The organism is Streptomyces sp. NPDC005775, assembly GCF_042871565.1.
Lineage (GTDB): Bacteria > Actinomycetota > Actinomycetes > Streptomycetales > Streptomycetaceae > Streptomyces.
This window is the reverse complement of record NZ_JBIAIU010000009.1, coordinates 28,357-44,194: the sequence shown is the minus strand read 5'-3', so window position 1 is coordinate 44,194 and position 15,838 is coordinate 28,357. Positions and strand designations below refer to the sequence as shown.

At 71.8% G+C, this 15,838-nt stretch carries 12 protein-coding genes; 9 read left to right on the top strand and 3 right to left on the bottom strand.

The features are described from left to right. Positions 1–98 precede the first annotated feature (98 nt). Positions 99–653 (top strand): FABP family protein, encoded by a 555-nt coding sequence (locus ACFYPA_RS21165; protein ID WP_359085704.1) that lies wholly within the window; start codon positions 99–101, stop codon positions 651–653. 24 nt (positions 654–677) lie between these two features. Here the strand turns inward: ACFYPA_RS21165 and ACFYPA_RS21160 are convergent, their stop codons facing one another. After that, complete coding sequence (locus ACFYPA_RS21160) at positions 678–2,888, bottom strand: helicase (RefSeq protein WP_359085711.1); 2,211 nt, start codon at positions 2,886–2,888, stop codon at positions 678–680. 364 nt (positions 2,889–3,252) lie between these two features. Here ACFYPA_RS21160 and ACFYPA_RS21155 point away from each other — a divergent pair, with 364 nt between their 5' ends. From ACFYPA_RS21155 to ACFYPA_RS21120, 8 genes are all read left to right on the top strand, one after another. Further along, entirely contained in the window at positions 3,253–3,657 is a 405-nt protein-coding gene (locus ACFYPA_RS21155; protein ID WP_359320625.1) for a VOC family protein, read from the top strand. A 208-nt stretch (positions 3,658–3,865) separates the two neighbouring features. Next, on the top strand, positions 3,866–4,435 hold the full coding sequence (locus tag ACFYPA_RS21150; RefSeq protein WP_359085705.1) for a PadR family transcriptional regulator: 570 nt from the start codon (positions 3,866–3,868) through the stop codon (positions 4,433–4,435). Next, positions 4,422–5,204 carry an SGNH/GDSL hydrolase family protein gene (locus ACFYPA_RS21145; RefSeq protein ID WP_359320616.1) on the top strand — a complete coding sequence of 261 codons (783 nt, stop codon included), beginning with the start codon at positions 4,422–4,424 and terminating at the stop codon, positions 5,202–5,204. The genes ACFYPA_RS21150 and ACFYPA_RS21145 overlap by 14 nt, the downstream gene beginning before the upstream one ends. Positions 5,205–5,426: 222 nt before the next feature. Then, positions 5,427–5,897, top strand: a complete 471-nt coding sequence (locus ACFYPA_RS21140; RefSeq protein ID WP_359320615.1) for a hypothetical protein — start codon at positions 5,427–5,429, stop codon at positions 5,895–5,897. Further along, positions 5,897–7,285, top strand: a complete 1,389-nt coding sequence (locus ACFYPA_RS21135; protein WP_389133817.1) for a hypothetical protein — start codon at positions 5,897–5,899, stop codon at positions 7,283–7,285. Before ACFYPA_RS21140 ends, ACFYPA_RS21135 begins: the two co-directional genes overlap by 1 nt. After that, on the top strand, positions 7,282–8,712 hold the full coding sequence (locus ACFYPA_RS21130; protein WP_359320612.1) for a VWA domain-containing protein: 1,431 nt from the start codon (positions 7,282–7,284) through the stop codon (positions 8,710–8,712). The genes ACFYPA_RS21135 and ACFYPA_RS21130 overlap by 4 nt, the downstream gene beginning before the upstream one ends. 12 nt (positions 8,713–8,724) lie before the next feature. Further along, on the top strand, positions 8,725–9,837 hold the full coding sequence (locus ACFYPA_RS21125) for an AAA family ATPase (protein ID WP_359085709.1): 1,113 nt from the start codon (positions 8,725–8,727) through the stop codon (positions 9,835–9,837). Continuing rightward, on the top strand, positions 9,834–12,644 hold the full coding sequence (locus ACFYPA_RS21120) for a hypothetical protein (protein ID WP_359320607.1): 2,811 nt from the start codon (positions 9,834–9,836) through the stop codon (positions 12,642–12,644). Before ACFYPA_RS21125 ends, ACFYPA_RS21120 begins: the two co-directional genes overlap by 4 nt. Positions 12,645–12,792: 148 nt before the next feature. Here ACFYPA_RS21120 and ACFYPA_RS21115 read toward each other — a convergent pair whose 3' ends face one another. Together ACFYPA_RS21115 and ACFYPA_RS21110 are read right to left on the bottom strand one after the other, a co-directional pair. Next, positions 12,793–13,854: a YncE family protein gene (locus tag ACFYPA_RS21115; RefSeq protein ID WP_359320604.1), complete on the bottom strand. Its 1,062-nt coding sequence runs from the start codon at positions 13,852–13,854 to the stop codon at positions 12,793–12,795. A gap of 136 nt (positions 13,855–13,990) precedes the next feature. Next, on the bottom strand, positions 13,991–15,778 hold the full coding sequence (locus ACFYPA_RS21110) for a hypothetical protein (RefSeq protein ID WP_359320601.1): 1,788 nt from the start codon (positions 15,776–15,778) through the stop codon (positions 13,991–13,993). Between the last annotated feature and the right edge of the window lie 60 nt (positions 15,779–15,838).

Sequence of the window (15,838 nt, the reverse complement as noted above, 5' to 3'; positions counted from 1 at the left end):
CCGGGCCCGTGTCCGCGGGGCGGTGCCCCGGCGCCCCGGCGCGACGGCCTAGGCTGCCAACCGGAACCGGCACCGGCCCCCATCCAGGAGCGCACCTCATGTTCGACCCCGCGACAACGCCCCCGTACCCCGATGCCTTTGGGCCGGACGAAGCCCCGGCACCGCACCCGCTGCTGGAACCGCTGACCGGGTACCTGGGCACCTGGTCGGGCCGTGGCCGCGGCGGCTACCCGACCCTCGCCGAGGAATTCGCGTACGCGCAGGAGGTCACTTTCAGCCATGACGGGCGGCCCTTCCTCCACTACGAGGCGCGCGCCTGGCTGCTGGACGCGGACGGACTCCCCCTGCGGCCGGCGGCGCGGGAGAGCGGCTGGTGGCGGATGCAGCCCGAGGGCCGGGTGGAGGCGCTGATCACCCAGCCCACCGGCATCGCGGAGATCCTGACCGGCCGCGCGGACGCCGGCGCGGTCGACCTCACCACCCATCAGGTCGCGGTCACCCCCACCGCCAAGGACGTCGAGGCCAGCCGCCGTCGCTACACCCTGGCCGACGACGACACGCTCGACTTCGTCCACGACCTCGCGGCAGTCGGTCACCGGCTTCGGCACCACCTCACGGCGCGGCTCCGGCGCGAGGTCCGAAGCCAGGTGTAGGGCGCGTCCAGTCGGCGGACCGGATCAGCGCAGCGCCTGCGGCAGCGCCTCGCGGTGGACGATGCCCAGGAGCTGAGTGGCCCGGGTCAGGGCCACGTACAGGTCACTGGTCCCGAACCGGGCGGGCTCCACCACCAGCACGTGGTCGAACTCGAGCCCCTTCGCCTGCCGGGGGTCGAGCAGGACCACCGGGTGCGTCAGGTCGGGCTCGGCGCCGGCGGTCGCACCGTCCACCGCTGCGGCGATCTCCTCGTGGAGCGCCCTGGGCGCGATCACCGCGAGACGTCCCTCGCCGGGGGCCAGCTCCAGGACCGCCCGCGCCACCGTGCCCGCCAGGTCGTCCCCGGCGTCGCGCACCCATGGCGCCTCGCCGGTCGACCGTACCGAGGCGGGCGGCTCGAACGTCGGATCGCCGACGCGCAGCACCCGGGCCGCCAGTTCCATGATCTCGGCGGGCGTACGGTAGTTGACCTTGAGCGCGACATGCTCGAAGCGGTCACCGACGTACGGCTTCAGGATCTCCTCCCACGAGCCGACGCCGGCCTCCTCCGAGGTCTGCGCGGGGTCACCGACCAGCGTCATCGAGCGGGTCGGTGAGCGGCGCATCAGCAGCCGCCATGCCATCGGCGACAGCTCCTGCGCCTCGTCGACGATGATGTGTCCGAACGCCCAGGTGCGGTCGGCGGCGGCGCGCTCGGCCGCACTGCGGTGATCGGCCTCCTCCTGCCGCTCCGCCATCCGCTCCGCGTCGATGATGTCGTGGGCGGCCAGGAACTCGGACTCCTCGTCCTCGAACTCGAAGGACTCCGAGCCCCTCGACAGCTCCAGCACGCCCTGGGCGTACGCGATCCGCTCCTGGCGCTCGGCCTCCGCGGCCGCCCGCTCGGCGCTGTCGTCGGCCCCGAGGAGCTCGGCCACCTCGTCGAGCAGCGGCACGTCGGCAGGGGTCCAGCGCGCCCCGTCGGGTGCGCGCCGGATCGCCTCGGCGTCCTCGGCCGGTACGTACAGGGGGTCGGCGAGGTAGCCGGTGAGGAACGCCTGCGGAGTGAGCGGCGGCCACAGCTCGTCGATGGCACGGTGCACCGCCCCGCTGACGGCCACCGCCTTGCCGAGCTGGGCGATGTCGTCCGGGCCCAGGAAGTTGGGGCCGCCGTACGGATCGGCCCCGATGCGCTCCGTCAGCTGAGCGGTGAGGGCGTCGATGACGCGGAACGCGAAGTGCGGGCGGGCGAGATTGTGGGGGAGGAGCGTGTCGCGGGCCGACTGGCGGGCCTCGTAGGCGATCTCCCAGTCGAGGATCAGGTCCCCGTCGTCGTGCGCGATGACGAGCGGCGCACCGGGCTCGGGCAGCAGTTGCCGGTCGCGCACGGCCATGGCGAGTGCCTCCGCCATCGGCTCACCGCCCTTGACCGCGGCGGCGCGTGGGGTGTCCGCACCGTCCGCGTGTACCCCGGGGAACAGCTCGGCCTGCGTGGCGAGCAGCACCCCGGTCTCGCCGAGTGCCGGCAGCACCTCGCCGATATAGCTCAGGAAGGCCGGGTTGGGGCCCACGATCAGGACGGCGCGCTTGGCGAGCAGCTCACGGTGCTCGTACAGCAGGAACGCCGCCCGGTGCAGCGCCACCGCCGTCTTGCCGGTGCCGGGGCCGCCCTCGACGACGAGCACACCGCGGTGCGGGGCACGGATGATGCGGTCCTGCTCAGCCTGGATGGTCCGCACGATGTCGCCCATGCGACCGGTGCGGGCGGAGTTCACGGCGGCGAGCAGCACGGCGTCGCCGCTCGGGTCCTCGAATCCGGTGCGCTGCCGGTCCCCGACGTCGAGGATCTCGTCGTGCAGCTCGGTGACGGTGCGGCCCTCGGTGGTGAGGTGCCTGCGCCGCCGCAGCCCCATGGGGGTGTGACCGGTGGCGAGGTAGAAGGGGCGGGCGACCGGCGCACGCCAGTCGATCAGCAGAGGGGTGTGCGCGCTGTCGTCCTCGCGGATTCCGATGCGGCCGATGTGGTGCGCGACGCCGTCGGAGAGATCGATGCGGCCGAAACACAGGGAGCCGTCCACCGCGTTCAGCGCGGCGAGCAGGCCCGAGCGTTCGGCGACGAGCACATCGCGTTCGAGGCGTGCCTGCAGTCCGGTCCCGACCGGCGTCAGCGCCTCCTCCACGTGCGCGGCGGCGACACCACGCAGGGCGTCGACACGGTCGTAGAGCCGGTCGATGAATTCCTGCTCCTTCTGCAATTCGGCGCTTTCCCGAGTTGACAACATTGCTCCCTGACGGATATGGTGCTTCTTAGTGGCCCCCCGTTCGGGGCCTTTTCTGTGGGCGCACAGAAGCTCTCAATATACTCGGGGAAATACCCGGTCCGCAATTGCGGACCGGGTATTTCCTTGTGCCACGGGCCGGCTGCGGACCGGTGCCATTGCCCGCGCCGACGGGCCCGGGCTCCGGGGTGTGAGGCTCTCGTGACGGCTTCGCGAGGTGCCGATCCCGCTCGACAGGCGGGCGACTTCGCTCATAGGATCGCGAGACGGCATCGCGTGCTGGTCACCGGCTGGGTGAGGCATGGAGGTGCTCGTGAGATGCCTTCGGAGGCATTCCACTTTGTCTGTCGAGTTGAATCACACGATCATCCACTCCCGTTCCAACCGCGAATCCGCCGAGTTCCTGGCTCATCTGCTGGATCTCGAAGTGGGCGCGGAGGCGGGCCCCTTCATCCCGATCTCGCTCAGTAACGGCGTCACGCTGGACTTCGCCGCCATTCCCGCCGAATCGATCACGCCGCAGCACTACGCGTTCCTCATCGGCGACGCCGGGTTCGATCTCGCGCTGCGGCGCATCCAGGAGGCGGGGATCACGTACTACGCGGACCCGCACCTCGAGCAGCCGGGCGAGATCAACCATCATCACGGCGGTCGCGGGCTGTACTTCATGGATCCCGCCGGCCATGGCATGGAAATCATCACGCGCCCGTACGGGAGTGACGAAGTGACGCCCGCGGCGTCGTAGGCCCGGCGCCTCCCGTCTTCCTGCGGCAGTGCCGTACGTCTGCCGGCCGCCGCGACTCCACCGGAGCCGCGGCGGCCGGCCTCGTCGACGACGGTGGGGCAGAGCTCGCATCGCGTACTCAAAGAGTTGAGTAGTCATATTCTTGAGTACGATGCATGGCGGCCGGTGCCACCGTGCTGATCCGTGATGACAGGGAGGGGCTGCTTCGATGGCCTTGCGACATGCCGTGCTGGCGGCGCTGCTGGACGGCGAGTACAGCGGATACCAACTGGCGAAGGCGTTCGACGTCGGCGTCGCGAACTTCTGGCACGCCCTGCCCCAACAGCTGTACACGGAGCTGGCCAAGCTGGAGAAGGAAGGGCTCGTCGAGGGCCGGCAGGTGGTGCAGGAGACCCGGCCCAACAAGCGCGTCTTCCGCGTCACCGGCGCGGGTCGCGACGAGTTGGAGAAGTTCGCCGCCACCGCGTCCAAGCCCTCGTTCATCCGCGACGATCTGCTCGTCAAGGTCCAGTCCGCCGACCGCATCGGCACCGTGCAGGTGATCGAACAGCTCGATGAGCGGGTGGCCGCGGCCGATGCGAAGATCGCGCTTCTCGACGACCTGCTGCGCAAGCTGCGCGGGGAGGCGGACGAGGAGGAGTTCCTCCGCCACGGCGAACGGATCGGGCCGTACCTGACGTGCCTGCGCGGCGTGGCGTTCGAGCAGGGACACCGGGACTGGTGCCTGCGGATCGCGGCAGTGCTGCGGGAGAGGCAGGCCAGTCATGCCGGGCGGTGAATACCTGCGTTACGTCGCACTGGGCGACAGCCAGACCGAAGGGGTCGGCGACGGGGACGACACCGTCGGCCTCCGTGGCTGGGCCGACCGGCTCGCCGAGCAGCTCACGACCGTCAACCCCGGTCTCCAGTACGCCAATCTGGCCGTACGCGGACGGGTCGCCGGTCAGGTCCGCGCCGAGCAGCTGGGACCGGCCCTGGCCCTGCGCCCCGACCTGGCCACCGTCGTCGCCGGGGTCAACGACCTGCTGCGGCCGCGCTTCGACGTCGTCGAGGTGGCCGGGCAACTGGAGGAGATGTTCGCCGCGCTGACCGCCGCCGGGGCGCAGGTGGCGACCTTGACCGTGCCGGATGTCGGGAAGATCGCGCCCCTCGCCCGGCCCGTCAGGTCGAGGGTGTCGGAGCTCAACGCCCACATCCGGGCCGCGGCGGCCCGTCACGGCGTCGCGGTCGCGGAGATCGCCCACCACCCCGTCTCCACCGACCCCCGTCTGTGGAGCGTCGACCGACTCCACGCCAGCCCCCTCGGTCACGCGCGGATCGCCGCAGCCGTCGCCCAGGCCCTCCACGTGCCCCGGAGCGACGACGCCTGGACGCACCCGCTGCCCCCACAAGTGCTCCCCTCCGGCTGGCAGTCCACGGGCGCCGAACTGCGCTGGGCGGCCGCCTTCCTCGGCCCCTGGCTCGGACGACGTCTGCGCGGCCGGTCGTCAGGAGACGGCCGCACCTCCAAGCGGCCGCAGCTCCTGCCACTGAGTGCCGGTTCCTGACGGCCGGGGCGCGAAGCCGCGGGTGCGCGGTGAGGCACCGCACGAGGAGGGGGAGGGACACCGCGGCGGTGCTCCGCGCGGCCGGCCCCGCGCACGTGAGCGACCGGCGTTGTCAGTGGTCGCACGTAGGTTCAGTGGTGTTCCGCCGTTGTGGCGCGGACGCCCCCTCGGTGCATAGGAGATGGTGCGTTGTCGGACTGGGAGAGGTCGAGCACAGCACGGGTGACAGCACCCGCGCGGCCGCGCAAACTGGCCAAGGTCCCGTTCGCCGAGCTGGCCGGCGGACGTCTGCAGGGCGTGGTGTCGAGCGGTTCGGACATCGGGCGGGTGTACGTCTCGTCGGTCGCGGCCGGCACGTACGCGTTCGCCTGCAGCACCAACAACAACCGGCCCTGCGGCGGCGCGCGGGGTGCGTTCTGCAATCACATCCGGGCCCTGATCAATGAGGCGGTGCTGCAGTACGGCGCCGATCGCGTGGCCCGCTACCTGAAGGTGGAGACCGCGGAGGGGGCGCCGAGCGCACCGGCCATCGAGGCCGGGATGAGCGGGACCCGCCCCTCACCGGCGGACACCAAGGACGCCGCCCCCGTCTTCAGCCGCTTCCTGCGGCACCTGGCCTATCTGGAACTCGCCCCGAGCGCGGCACCGTTGCCGGAGATGCACTGGTTCCCGCCGACCAGGACGGTGGCGTGATGCGTACCGATGCGCTCCTCGCGACCGTCCAAGGGCTCGACGAGGCCCTGACAGCCGTCGACGTCTTCGACCAGGCCCTCGTCGACGGACTGCTCCGGCCTCGCCCCGACCGGGCCGCTGCTCTGGCCGAGTTCGCGCACGCCGTAGCGGGCACACCACTGGCCGCGAGGGTCGCCGAGGCGGCCGGCAGGACCGTGGACGGCTCCGCGGGCGAGGACGACTTCGTCGCCCTCGCCGCCGCCCGCACCGCGCTCCTCGGCTCCGTCCACGACGCACTGATGAGCCGCGTGGAGGAAGCGACCGGCCGGCCACGCGGCGCGGCCGCCGCCGCGGCACCCGAGAGCCGGCCCGCGGTGAATCTGCTCACGGCCGCCCGCTCCTGGCTCGCCGACCTGGCGCGCGCCGGGTGGCGGGGAATGGACCACGACGTGGTCTCGGGGGCGGCGCCCGTCGTCTCCGCCATGCTCCCCGACCCTGCCCTGCGCCGCCTCGCCACCCTGCTCGACGGCTTCGCGGCCGAACTCGCCGCGTCCTGCCCGGGTGCCGCGCTGGAACGCGTTCCGGCGCGCCGCTGGGCCGACCTCTGGACCAGGGCGATGCTGCTGACGCTGCCCGGAGCCGCCGACGCGCCCGTGACGGGCACGGCCACCGGCCGCCTGCTGCCCCTGGGCGTCGACCTGCACGAACACGCCACCGCCGTACAGGTGCAGGTGCACGCGGTGTTCGAGCCCGCCGACGGCACCAAGGCCCGCCTGGTGCGGGCCGGCATGGCGGCGCCGAAGCCCGACACGGTGGTCGGAGCCGGCATCTGGCAGCTGCTCCGTCCCCACATGTCCCTTCTGGCGGCCGTGGGCGAAGGCCGCTCGATGGACCTGACCGACATGCCGGTCACCGGCGAGGGCGACCTGATCTGGAGCGACGCGCACGCGCGTCCGGGTGGGAGCGCCGACGCCTTCGTCACCGCCCGGGTCGCCCTGCCCGCCGCCACCGAGGCGGTCACCGCACCTCTGGACCGCCATCCGGCACGCATCGCCGTGCCGGTGTTCCTGGAGGGGTATGCCGTGCGACAGGGTGACGACGCACTGACCTTCACCGTGGCCGGCCATCCCCTTGAGGTCGACATCGACCGCGTCCCGGCCGCCGGGCCACTCACGCCCGAAGCCGTCGCCGCCTCCGGCGCCTGCATCGCGCTGCTCCGCTGGGACGCCGGCAGCTACCGCCTCCAGCCCCTGGCCGTCGAGACGACCGTTCGGAAGAAGGCTGTCGCGCTGCATGCCGGCGGCTGGGCAGGCGGCACGGCCGACAAGGCCGGCGCCAGGGCCGAAAAGGCCGCCACCGACGCCGTGGCCGTACTGAGGGAGCGCGCGGGAAGGCTGCTGCGGAAATGACGGAGCACATCACGGACCTGCCGGAGCCGTCCGCACCGGACCCGGCCACGTCCCCGCGCACCCCCGAGCCCGACCCGCACGAGAACCGCCGTCAGGTCCTGTACTGGCGCCTGCTCGCCCGGCTCTTCGACCCCGAGGAACAGCCCGCGCTGGAGTCGGCGAGCCTCGCCGTCGTCGAGGATCTCCGGCTGCCGTCCGCATTGCTGGACCCGCAGGCGTCCGTCGACTCGGTCGTGCAGCGCCATCCGGAGCTGGCCGACGAGTTCGACGGCCTGATGACTCCCGCGCCCGATGACGAGGGCGTACGGGACCGGGCCGCCGAGGTGCGGCGGGCGGCGCTGATGTCCAAGGTGCTCCTCAACGTCTTCGCCTCCGGCTCCGGCACGGTCACCGCCGGACAGCTGGCGCGGTGGCAGTCCGACGCGGGATGGCTGGAGCGCGCGCTCGGCTGCACGCCCGGCGAACTGCGGGGCGGCCGCACCGGGGGAGGAGCCTCGGGGCACGGCGCACAGCCCGACATCGCCCGGCTGATCCCGACGATCGGGCCGGAGCTCGGCGCCCTCGAAGCCGACCTCGTCCGGCGGATGCACCTGCGCGAGGTACTGGCGGACCCCGTCCTCGCGGCGCAGCTCACCCCCAGTATGTCGCTCATCGAGCAGCTGCTGCGGGACAAGAGCAACCTCTCGGGTGTCGCCCTCGCCAACGCCAAGGCCCTGATCCGCCGCTTCGTCGACGAGGTCGCCGAAGTGCTGCGCACCCAGGTGGCGAAGTCCACGGTGGGCGCCGTGGACCGCTCCGTCCCGCCCAAACGAGTGTTCCGCAATCTCGACCTCGACCGGACGATCTGGAAGAACCTCACCAACTGGAGCCCGGAGGAGGAGCGGTTGTACGTCGACCGTCTCTACTACCGGCACACCGCACGCAAGACGACACCCCAGCGGCTGATCGTCGTCGTGGACCAGTCGGGCTCGATGGTCGACTCGATGGTGAACTGCACCATCCTGGCGTCGGTGTTCGCCGGACTCCCGAAGGTGGACGTCCACCTGATCGCGTACGACACACAGGCGCTCGACCTCACCCCCTGGGTGCACGATCCCTTCGAGACCCTGCTCCGCACCAAGCTCGGCGGGGGCAACGACGGTCCCGTCGCGATGGCGATGGCCCGTCCGAAGATCACCGATCCGCAGGACACCGTGATGGTCTGGATCTCGGACTTCTACGAGTTCGGCCGCTCCCAGCCGCTCTTCGAGGGGATCGAGGCCGTACACCGCTCCGGAGTGAAGTTCATCCCCGTCGGTTCGGTCACCAGCTCCGGCCGCCAGGAGGTCAACCCCTGGTTCCGCGAACGCTTCAAGGCCCTCGGCACGCCGGTGCTCTCCGGCCACATCAGCAAGCTCGTCCACGAGCTCAAGACGTTCCTCGCCTAGAAAGGGCCTCTCATGTCCGACCTGTTGCGCGCCCCCGCCGAGATCAAGTACGCCGAGGAACTGGCGTGGCTCGAGTCCGTCGACGACAACCCCAAGCCCTTCTCCTGGCGACTCTCCCCGAAGATGGTCCGCCTGTTCATCCTGGGCTCCGAGCGTTCCGACGGCCTCGACCGGGAGATCACGCAGAAGTGGTACGGCGACCGCAGTTTCGTCGAGCGCTCCATCGTCACCCTGGCCTCCGACCGCGGTCTGCTGCTCATCGGCGATCCCGGTACCGGCAAGAGCTGGCTGGCCGAGCTGCTGTCCGCGGCGATCTGCCGCGACTCCACGCTGGTGGTGCAGGGCACGGCCGGCACCACCGAGGACCACATCAAGTACTCCTGGAACGTCTCCATGGTCATCGCCAAGGGACAGTCCCGGGATTCCATGATCCCGTCACCGATCATGACGGCGATGGAGACCGGCGCGATCGGCCGCTTCGAGGAGCTGACCCGCTCCACCAGTGACGTCCAGGACGCGCTCATCTCGATCCTGTCCGAGAAGTACATCTCCGTGCCCGAACTGGACAGCGACAACATCGTCTTCGCGAAGCCCGGCTTCTCCGTCATCGCCACGGCCAACAGCCGGGACCGGGGTGTCAACGACCTGTCCTCGGCGCTCAAACGCCGCTTCAACTTCGTGCGCATCCCGGTGGTGACGAACAAGAAGAGCGAGGCGGAGATCATCCGCTTCCGCACCGAGGAACTTCTGCGCCGCCACAGCATCGAGCTCGACGTGCCCCCGACACTCCTCGACGTTCTGCTGCGGAGCTTCGCCGACCTGCGCGCCTCCGCGGCCGCGGCCGGCAGCGACGACGAGAAGCTGGAGTCCGCCCTCTCCACCGCCGAACAGATCGGCGTGCTGGAGGACGCGATCCTGCACGGCAACTTCTTCGGCGCACGCGACCTGACCGCCCGGACCCTTGCTTCCTCGCTCGTCGGCTCACTGGCCCGGCGCGATCCCGAGGACCTGGCCATCCTCAACAAGTACCTGCACGGCGTCGTCGAGCCCCGCAGCAAGGAAGAGGGCGGCTCCTGGACCGAGTTCCTGGAGGGCGGCCGCGAGACGATCGCCACCCTGTCATGACCGCCGCGCACGAGCGGAGCTTCGAAGAGCTGCGCACGCAGTTGCAGGAGGCGGCCGCGACGTTCGCCGACGGGCCCGACGCCCTGGAGAGCATCCTCCTCGGCATCGTCGACGACGTGGACCGCGCCGTGCGTGAGCCGCTGGAGATCTTTCCCGTCTGCCACCACTCGCCCGCCTCGGCGCTCGCTATGGCACGCCGGCTGCGGGAGAAGCAGCCGAAGGTGGTCTACCTGGAGCTGTGCGAGGACATGGCGCCCCTGCTGGCGGAGCTGCGCAACTGCAGGCTTCCCGTGGCGGTCCAGGCGTTCGCGACCGAGACCGACGGCTTCCCGGCCGGCTGGGCCCCGCTCTCGGTGGTCGCCCCGATCACCGAGGCCTCGGCCGAATACCAGGCGATCTCCTACGCCCTCGACACACCGGGCGTCGAACTGGTCCTCGTCGACCGTTCCTCGGACCACGTCTACCAGTGGGACGCCCGAGCGGAACTCTCCGACGACGACGCCGATGGCGACGCCCCGGCACCGGGCTCCGACGCACGGGCCGCCGAGGAGGAGGCCGCGCTGCACGGCGACGCGGTCGGTGTCGGGATCGGTGATCTGCGACCCCGCTTCGCCGAACTGGAGGAGCACCTGCTGCGTCACGGCAAGGTGCGGCACTGGTCGGAGTGGTGGCACCAGTACGTGGAACTCCCCCTCGGCGAGGGGGATCACGACACCTACCGCCAGGTCATGCTCCTGATCGGCAGCCTCTTCCGGCACCTCGCACCGGGCGACCCGCACCGGGTGCGCGTGGACGAGGACCGCGAACGCCACATGTGGACGCGGATGCGCGAACACCTGGCGGCGACCGGAACAGCCCCCGCCGACGGTCTCTACGTCTGCGGCGCCTTCCACGCGGCCAGCCGTGTCGCCGAGTTCGGAGTCCACGGCAGCGACACCTTCGAGATCGTCCCGCGCACGGCCACGAAGTGGCAGCACGGGCTGATCCCGTCCAGCCACGCCGCGATCGAGGCGCAGTTCGGCCTCGCCGCGGGCTCGGTCTCGATCGCCGCGTCACTCTGGGCGAAGAACATCCGGCGCACCCGCGTGGAGCCGTTCCGCCTGGCCGGCCAGGCGGGCGGGAAGAAGCCGCGAGCCAGGAAGGCCGTTGCCGCACCCGTACCCGCACCGGCGGCCGAACCGTCCGACAAGCTGACCGGGTTTCTCCGGCAGCCGCCCGTCCTCGACCGCCTCGACGAGGCCGAACTGCTCGGCTGGTGCGTGGAGATCGTGCGCGCGGCCCGCCGCAACGGCTATCTCGCCTCCACCGCCGACGCCATCGCGGTGTTCGAGACGTCGATCCTGCTGGCCGGCCTGCGCGACCGGGCCAGGCCCACGCCGTACGACTTCCAGGACGCGGCCGTCACCTGCATCGAGAAGGACACCGTGCCCGGCCGGCGCGACGTGCGCCGGCTGGTGGAGATCATGATGGGCGGTGACCGGATCGGCCAGGTCGGCTACGACGCCCTGCCGCCGCTGGCCCGTGACGTGCACGACCGGCTCGCGGCCCTGGACCTGCGGCTCGAGCAGCGCGGTGTGCAGCGGGCACTCCTCGACATCGCGTCCCGGCCGGAACTGGAGCGCTGCTCCGACGTCCTGTGGATGCTGCGCCGGCTGATGCCGCCGGGCGCCGCCCGGCCGATCATGGGCGAGCGGAGCCTGGGGGAGCGCTCGATCCAGGAGTCCTGGGACCTGGCGCTGGGCACCCACCAGCGCGCCCTCATCGAGCTCGGCTACGAGGGCGTCAGCATCGAGCAGGTCCTGGAGCAGCGGCTGCGCCGCGCGGCATACGCACCTCAGGCCACCGCGGCGAGCGTCCTGGAAGCCGTCGAGGACGCGACCCTGTACCTGCGCAGCAGCCGTCTGGCAGACGAACTCGGGACGCGTGCGCTGGAGGTACTCGCGGCGGAACGCAGCGTCGACGGGGCGCCTGAGGTGCTGCGCCGGGTACGGCGGCTGCTTGCGTACTACCGTACCGGCGAGCCGGTCCTGCCGGCGTGGATCGAGTCCTTCGTCAAGACCGGGTACGCGCACTACTGCACGCTGCTGCCGATGTCGTTCACCGACGACGACGCCACCGTCCGTCAGGTGGCGGCGATGCTCGGCTTCCTGTTCAGCATGGAGAGCCTGGCGCTGTCGCTCGGCTGCGACCGCGCCCAGCTCCGGCTGGCCCTGGCCCAGTCGCATCCGCGGGAGCCGTCGAGGACGGCGCTGCTGTGGGCGGCGCAGGTCCAGCTCGGTCACCTCTCCCGCGCGGAGCTGCGGTCGAGGTGCGACGAGTTGCTGGCCAATCCCCTGGTCGTGCCCGCGTACCCGCGCTACCTCAGCGGCCTCGTGCACGCACTGGAACCCGTCCCGGGTCTCACGGACTTCGTCGTGGAGGCGGTGTCGCAGGCGTTCGGACGGCTGCCGGACCCGGTGCTCCTGCCCTGGCTGCCGACGTTGGTCACCACGTTGCGCGCGGGCGGTGCGGACCTGGCACCGCTGCTCATCCGTGAGGCCGGCCGCACCTTCCCCGGCCGCCTCGAGGCGCTCGACACGTGGATACCGCCGTGGCGGATGGGGCCGGCGGCGCCGTCGGCCGGTCGCCCGGACACCGGCCACGGCTGCACCCTGCTCGCCGACCACCCCGAGACCTGCGACGCGGTGGCGGCCCTGCTGGGCTGCGAGGGGCTATGGGAGAGCCCCGGGTCCGGCCGGGCGGGCGCGGCCCTGGCCGGCCGCCACCCGGACACCGCGCTGGCCCTGGACGCGCTGTTGGCGGGGTGAGGGCCGGGTGGACGGCCCGTCCACCGCCGTGGGGGGGGGGGGGGGGGCCGGCGGCGGGGGGGGGGGGGGGCCCCCCCCCCCCGCGGGGGGGGGGGCCCCCCCCGGGGGGGGGGGGGGGCCCCCCCCCCCGACGGAAGGTGGTGAGGCGTCAGCGGGCGAGGCGGATGCGGTGCAGCTGGTCCTTGCCGTCGGCGCCCGCGCCGGACTTGTCGACGACGTACGCGATGCCGTCGGTGACCTCGATGTGGTTGGGGTTGGCACCGGTGGCCACGGTCTCCACGACGGCGCCCTTGCGCGGGCTGACGACGGAGACGGAGGCGTCCGTGCGGTTGACCACCAGGACGTTGCCCGAGCGGCTGTCGGTGGCCACGGACAGCGGGCCCTGCCCGGTGGCCACGGACTTGGTGACGAGGCCCTTGCGGAGGTCGACGACCGAGACGTCACCGCCGGTCTGGTTGGCGGTGTACGCGGTGCGGCCGTCCTTGGACAGGGCGACCGAGATCGGTCCGTCTCCGGCGGGGATGAGCCGCGGGGTGGTGGAGCGCGTGGCGACCTGGATGAGCTGGTCGTTGGTGAGGTCGGCGGCGTAGACCGTGCCGGACTTCTCGTCCACGGCCAGGCCGGTCGGTCCCGAGCCCTCGACCGTGACGCGCTTCTTCTCCTTCAGGGTGCGGCTGTCGAACGCGACGAGCGTGCCGTCACCGAACCCGCTCGCCCACACGGTGTCGTGGCGCTCGTCGACGACGATCTCACGGGCGTGGTTCACGTTCGGGAGCGTGGCGAGGTGCTTACCGGTGCGCTGGCTGTAGACGGCGACCGAGTTGTTGCGGGTGTTGGTGGTCCAGACGGTGTTGTGCTCGTCGTCGACCGCGACTCCGTAGACCGCCTCGACCGCGCCGGTGGCCGCGTCCGTGACCGGCGGGGTGTAAGTGGCCTTCACCTTGAGCGTCCGAGGGTCCACCTTCGTCAGGGCGGAGTTCGTCACCGGGGGCCGGCCCACGGCGGACGTGGTCCACAGGACGTGGTTCCGCTCCGAGTAGGAGGACTGGTAGAGCCCGTTGGTGACCGGCGCGGTGGTGACGGCCGAAACGGCCGGCCGGGCCTGGGCGGACGCGGTGCCCGTCAGGGCCGCGGTGCTCCCGGCGGCGACAACGACGGCGATGGCCGCGCAGGTACCGGTGCGACGCGGGCTGCGGGTGGGTGAAGTCATGCTGAGGTCAACTCCTGAAGGGAAGTCATCAAGATCCTTACCTCTGAAACTTAGCTTAGGCTTACCTAACTAAAGTTCTTCAGGTGGTGTGATCTGGGTTACAACTCGACTGTGATGGTGGGGCGTTCTCTGTTCGTCACCCCTGGGCGGGTGCGGGCCTGCGGCGGCGGACCACGAACAGGGTGGTGCCCCCGGCGCCCACCGCTCCGCCCACTGCCGCTGCCGCGGCCGACCAGGCGATGGTCGCGTAGGACACGGAGTTCTCCGTGGACGCGGCCGTGGGGACGAGGGGCGCGGTCTCCGGCGTGACCGCGGCCGGCGCCGGGCCGCTGCCCGCGGCACCGTTCGCCCCGGTCACCTGGAAGTCGACCTTCAGCGTGGTGGCCGGGTCCGGGGCGAGGAAGCGCAGCCAGTGCGCTCCGACAGAGGTGTCGTCCGGGACGGTCACGTCACCCTGGTAGAAGCCCTTGGCGTCGGCCTTCCACTGGCCCAGGATCTCCTCGTCGTCGAGCTTGACGGTGACCGTCCTGCCTGCGGGGAACTTCGTCACCGTGAAGTGGAGCTTTCCGCCCGGCTGCACCAGGTCGGCTGTGATCTCGGCCCTGGCGCCACGGGAGTTGGACGCGGCGGCCGGTGCGCCCGACGCCGCGGGTGCCGGGGTCGCCGTGCTGCCGGAGGTAGGGGTCGTGGCCGCGTCGGCGGTGGTGCCCGAGGTGACAGTGAAGTCGGCCCTGAGGCTCGTCGACGGGTTCGGTGCGAGGAAGCGCAGCCAATGGGCACCCTTCGTCGCGGATTCCGGGACCGTCACGGACGCGGAGAGCGCGCCGTCGGCTCCGATGCCGTCCGGCCACTGCCCGATGATCTCGGAGTCGTCGAGCTTGACGGTGAGCTGCTGACCGGCCGGGAAGCCCGTCACCCGGAAGGAGACCTTGCCGCCGGCGGCGACCTGGGAGCCCGCGGTGATCGAGGCGGACGTCCCGGTGCTGCTGCCGGACCCGCCGCCGCTTCCGGCTCCGCCGCCCGAACCTCCCGTGGCCGCTGTGCCGCCCCCGCCGGATCCGCCCCCCGTGTCCGAACCGCTGGTGCCGCCCGTGCTCGCGGCGGCGACCGAGATGTCGGCGCGCAGGCTCGTCGACGGGTTCGGGGCGAGGACGCGCAGCCAATGCGCGCCGCCCGTGGTCGACTTGGGCAGGGTGACCGTGCCGGAGAAGGTGCCCGCCGCGTTCACGGCGGCCGTCCACTGCCCGATGATTTCGCTGTCGTCGAGCTTGACCGTGACGTTCTGCCCCCGGGTGAACCCCGAGAGGCTGAAGGAGACCTTGCCGCCCGCCGTCACCGAGGAGCTCTTCAGCCGGACTTCGGGCACCGCGGCCGGAGCGGTCACGGTCGGGGTGGGCTTCGGCGTGGGCGTGGGCGTGGGCGTGGACGTGGGAGTCGGCGTCGGGGTCGGCGTGGGAGTCGGGGCGTCGCCCGTAACTGTCAGGTTCTCGCTCCTGACGCTCGTCTGCGGTGCCAGGAACCGAAGCCAGTGCTCGCCGCCCACGGTGACGTCCGTGGGTACGGTCACCGTGCCGGTGACGCCGCCGTCGTCACCGACGGGAAACTGCTTGAGGAGCGTCTTGTCGTCGAACTTGACGCTCAGGGTCGCTCCCGCGGGGAAGCCGGAGGCCGTGAACGGCACCTCGCCGCCGGCCTCGACTGTCGTCGCGCCCAGGGTGACCGTGGGGGCGGTCGTGTCGGCTACGAGGGCGAGCGGGATCCCGGTGGGCGCTCCTGTGCTGCTCGCGCCGGCGAGCGGAATGGCGAGGGCGCCGAGGCCGAGCGTCGCACCCGCGGCGAGTGCGGCCACGCGGCCAATCCTGGTGCGGGAGGTGCGGGATGCGGGGGCGGGGACGGGGGTGCGCGAGGGTCTGTCGGGGGTCATGGTGAGCTGCTCCTGGCAGGCGGAAAGTGAGGCAGGCGGGGAGGGGAGCGGAACGGCGTG

Bases quoted from the DNA above. Each gene is read 5' to 3' on its own strand.
- ACFYPA_RS21150 (WP_359085705.1), top strand. From the start codon at position 3,866: ATGGCCTTGCGACATGCCGTGCTGGCGGCGCTGCTGGACGGCGAGTAC.
- ACFYPA_RS21120 (WP_359320607.1), top strand. From the start codon at position 9,834: ATGACCGCCGCGCACGAGCGGAGCTTCGAAGAGCTGCGCACGCAGTTG.
- ACFYPA_RS21135 (WP_389133817.1), top strand. From the start codon at position 5,897: ATGCGTACCGATGCGCTCCTCGCGACCGTCCAAGGGCTCGACGAGGCC.
- ACFYPA_RS21145 (WP_359320616.1), top strand. From the start codon at position 4,422: ATGCCGGGCGGTGAATACCTGCGTTACGTCGCACTGGGCGACAGCCAG.
- ACFYPA_RS21125 (WP_359085709.1), top strand. From the start codon at position 8,725: ATGTCCGACCTGTTGCGCGCCCCCGCCGAGATCAAGTACGCCGAGGAA.
- ACFYPA_RS21165 (WP_359085704.1), top strand. From the start codon at position 99: ATGTTCGACCCCGCGACAACGCCCCCGTACCCCGATGCCTTTGGGCCG.
- ACFYPA_RS21110 (WP_359320601.1), bottom strand. From the start codon at position 15,778: ATGACCCCCGACAGACCCTCGCGCACCCCCGTCCCCGCCCCCGCATCC.
- ACFYPA_RS21130 (WP_359320612.1), top strand. From the start codon at position 7,282: ATGACGGAGCACATCACGGACCTGCCGGAGCCGTCCGCACCGGACCCG.
- ACFYPA_RS21115 (WP_359320604.1), bottom strand. From the start codon at position 13,854: ATGACTTCACCCACCCGCAGCCCGCGTCGCACCGGTACCTGCGCGGCC.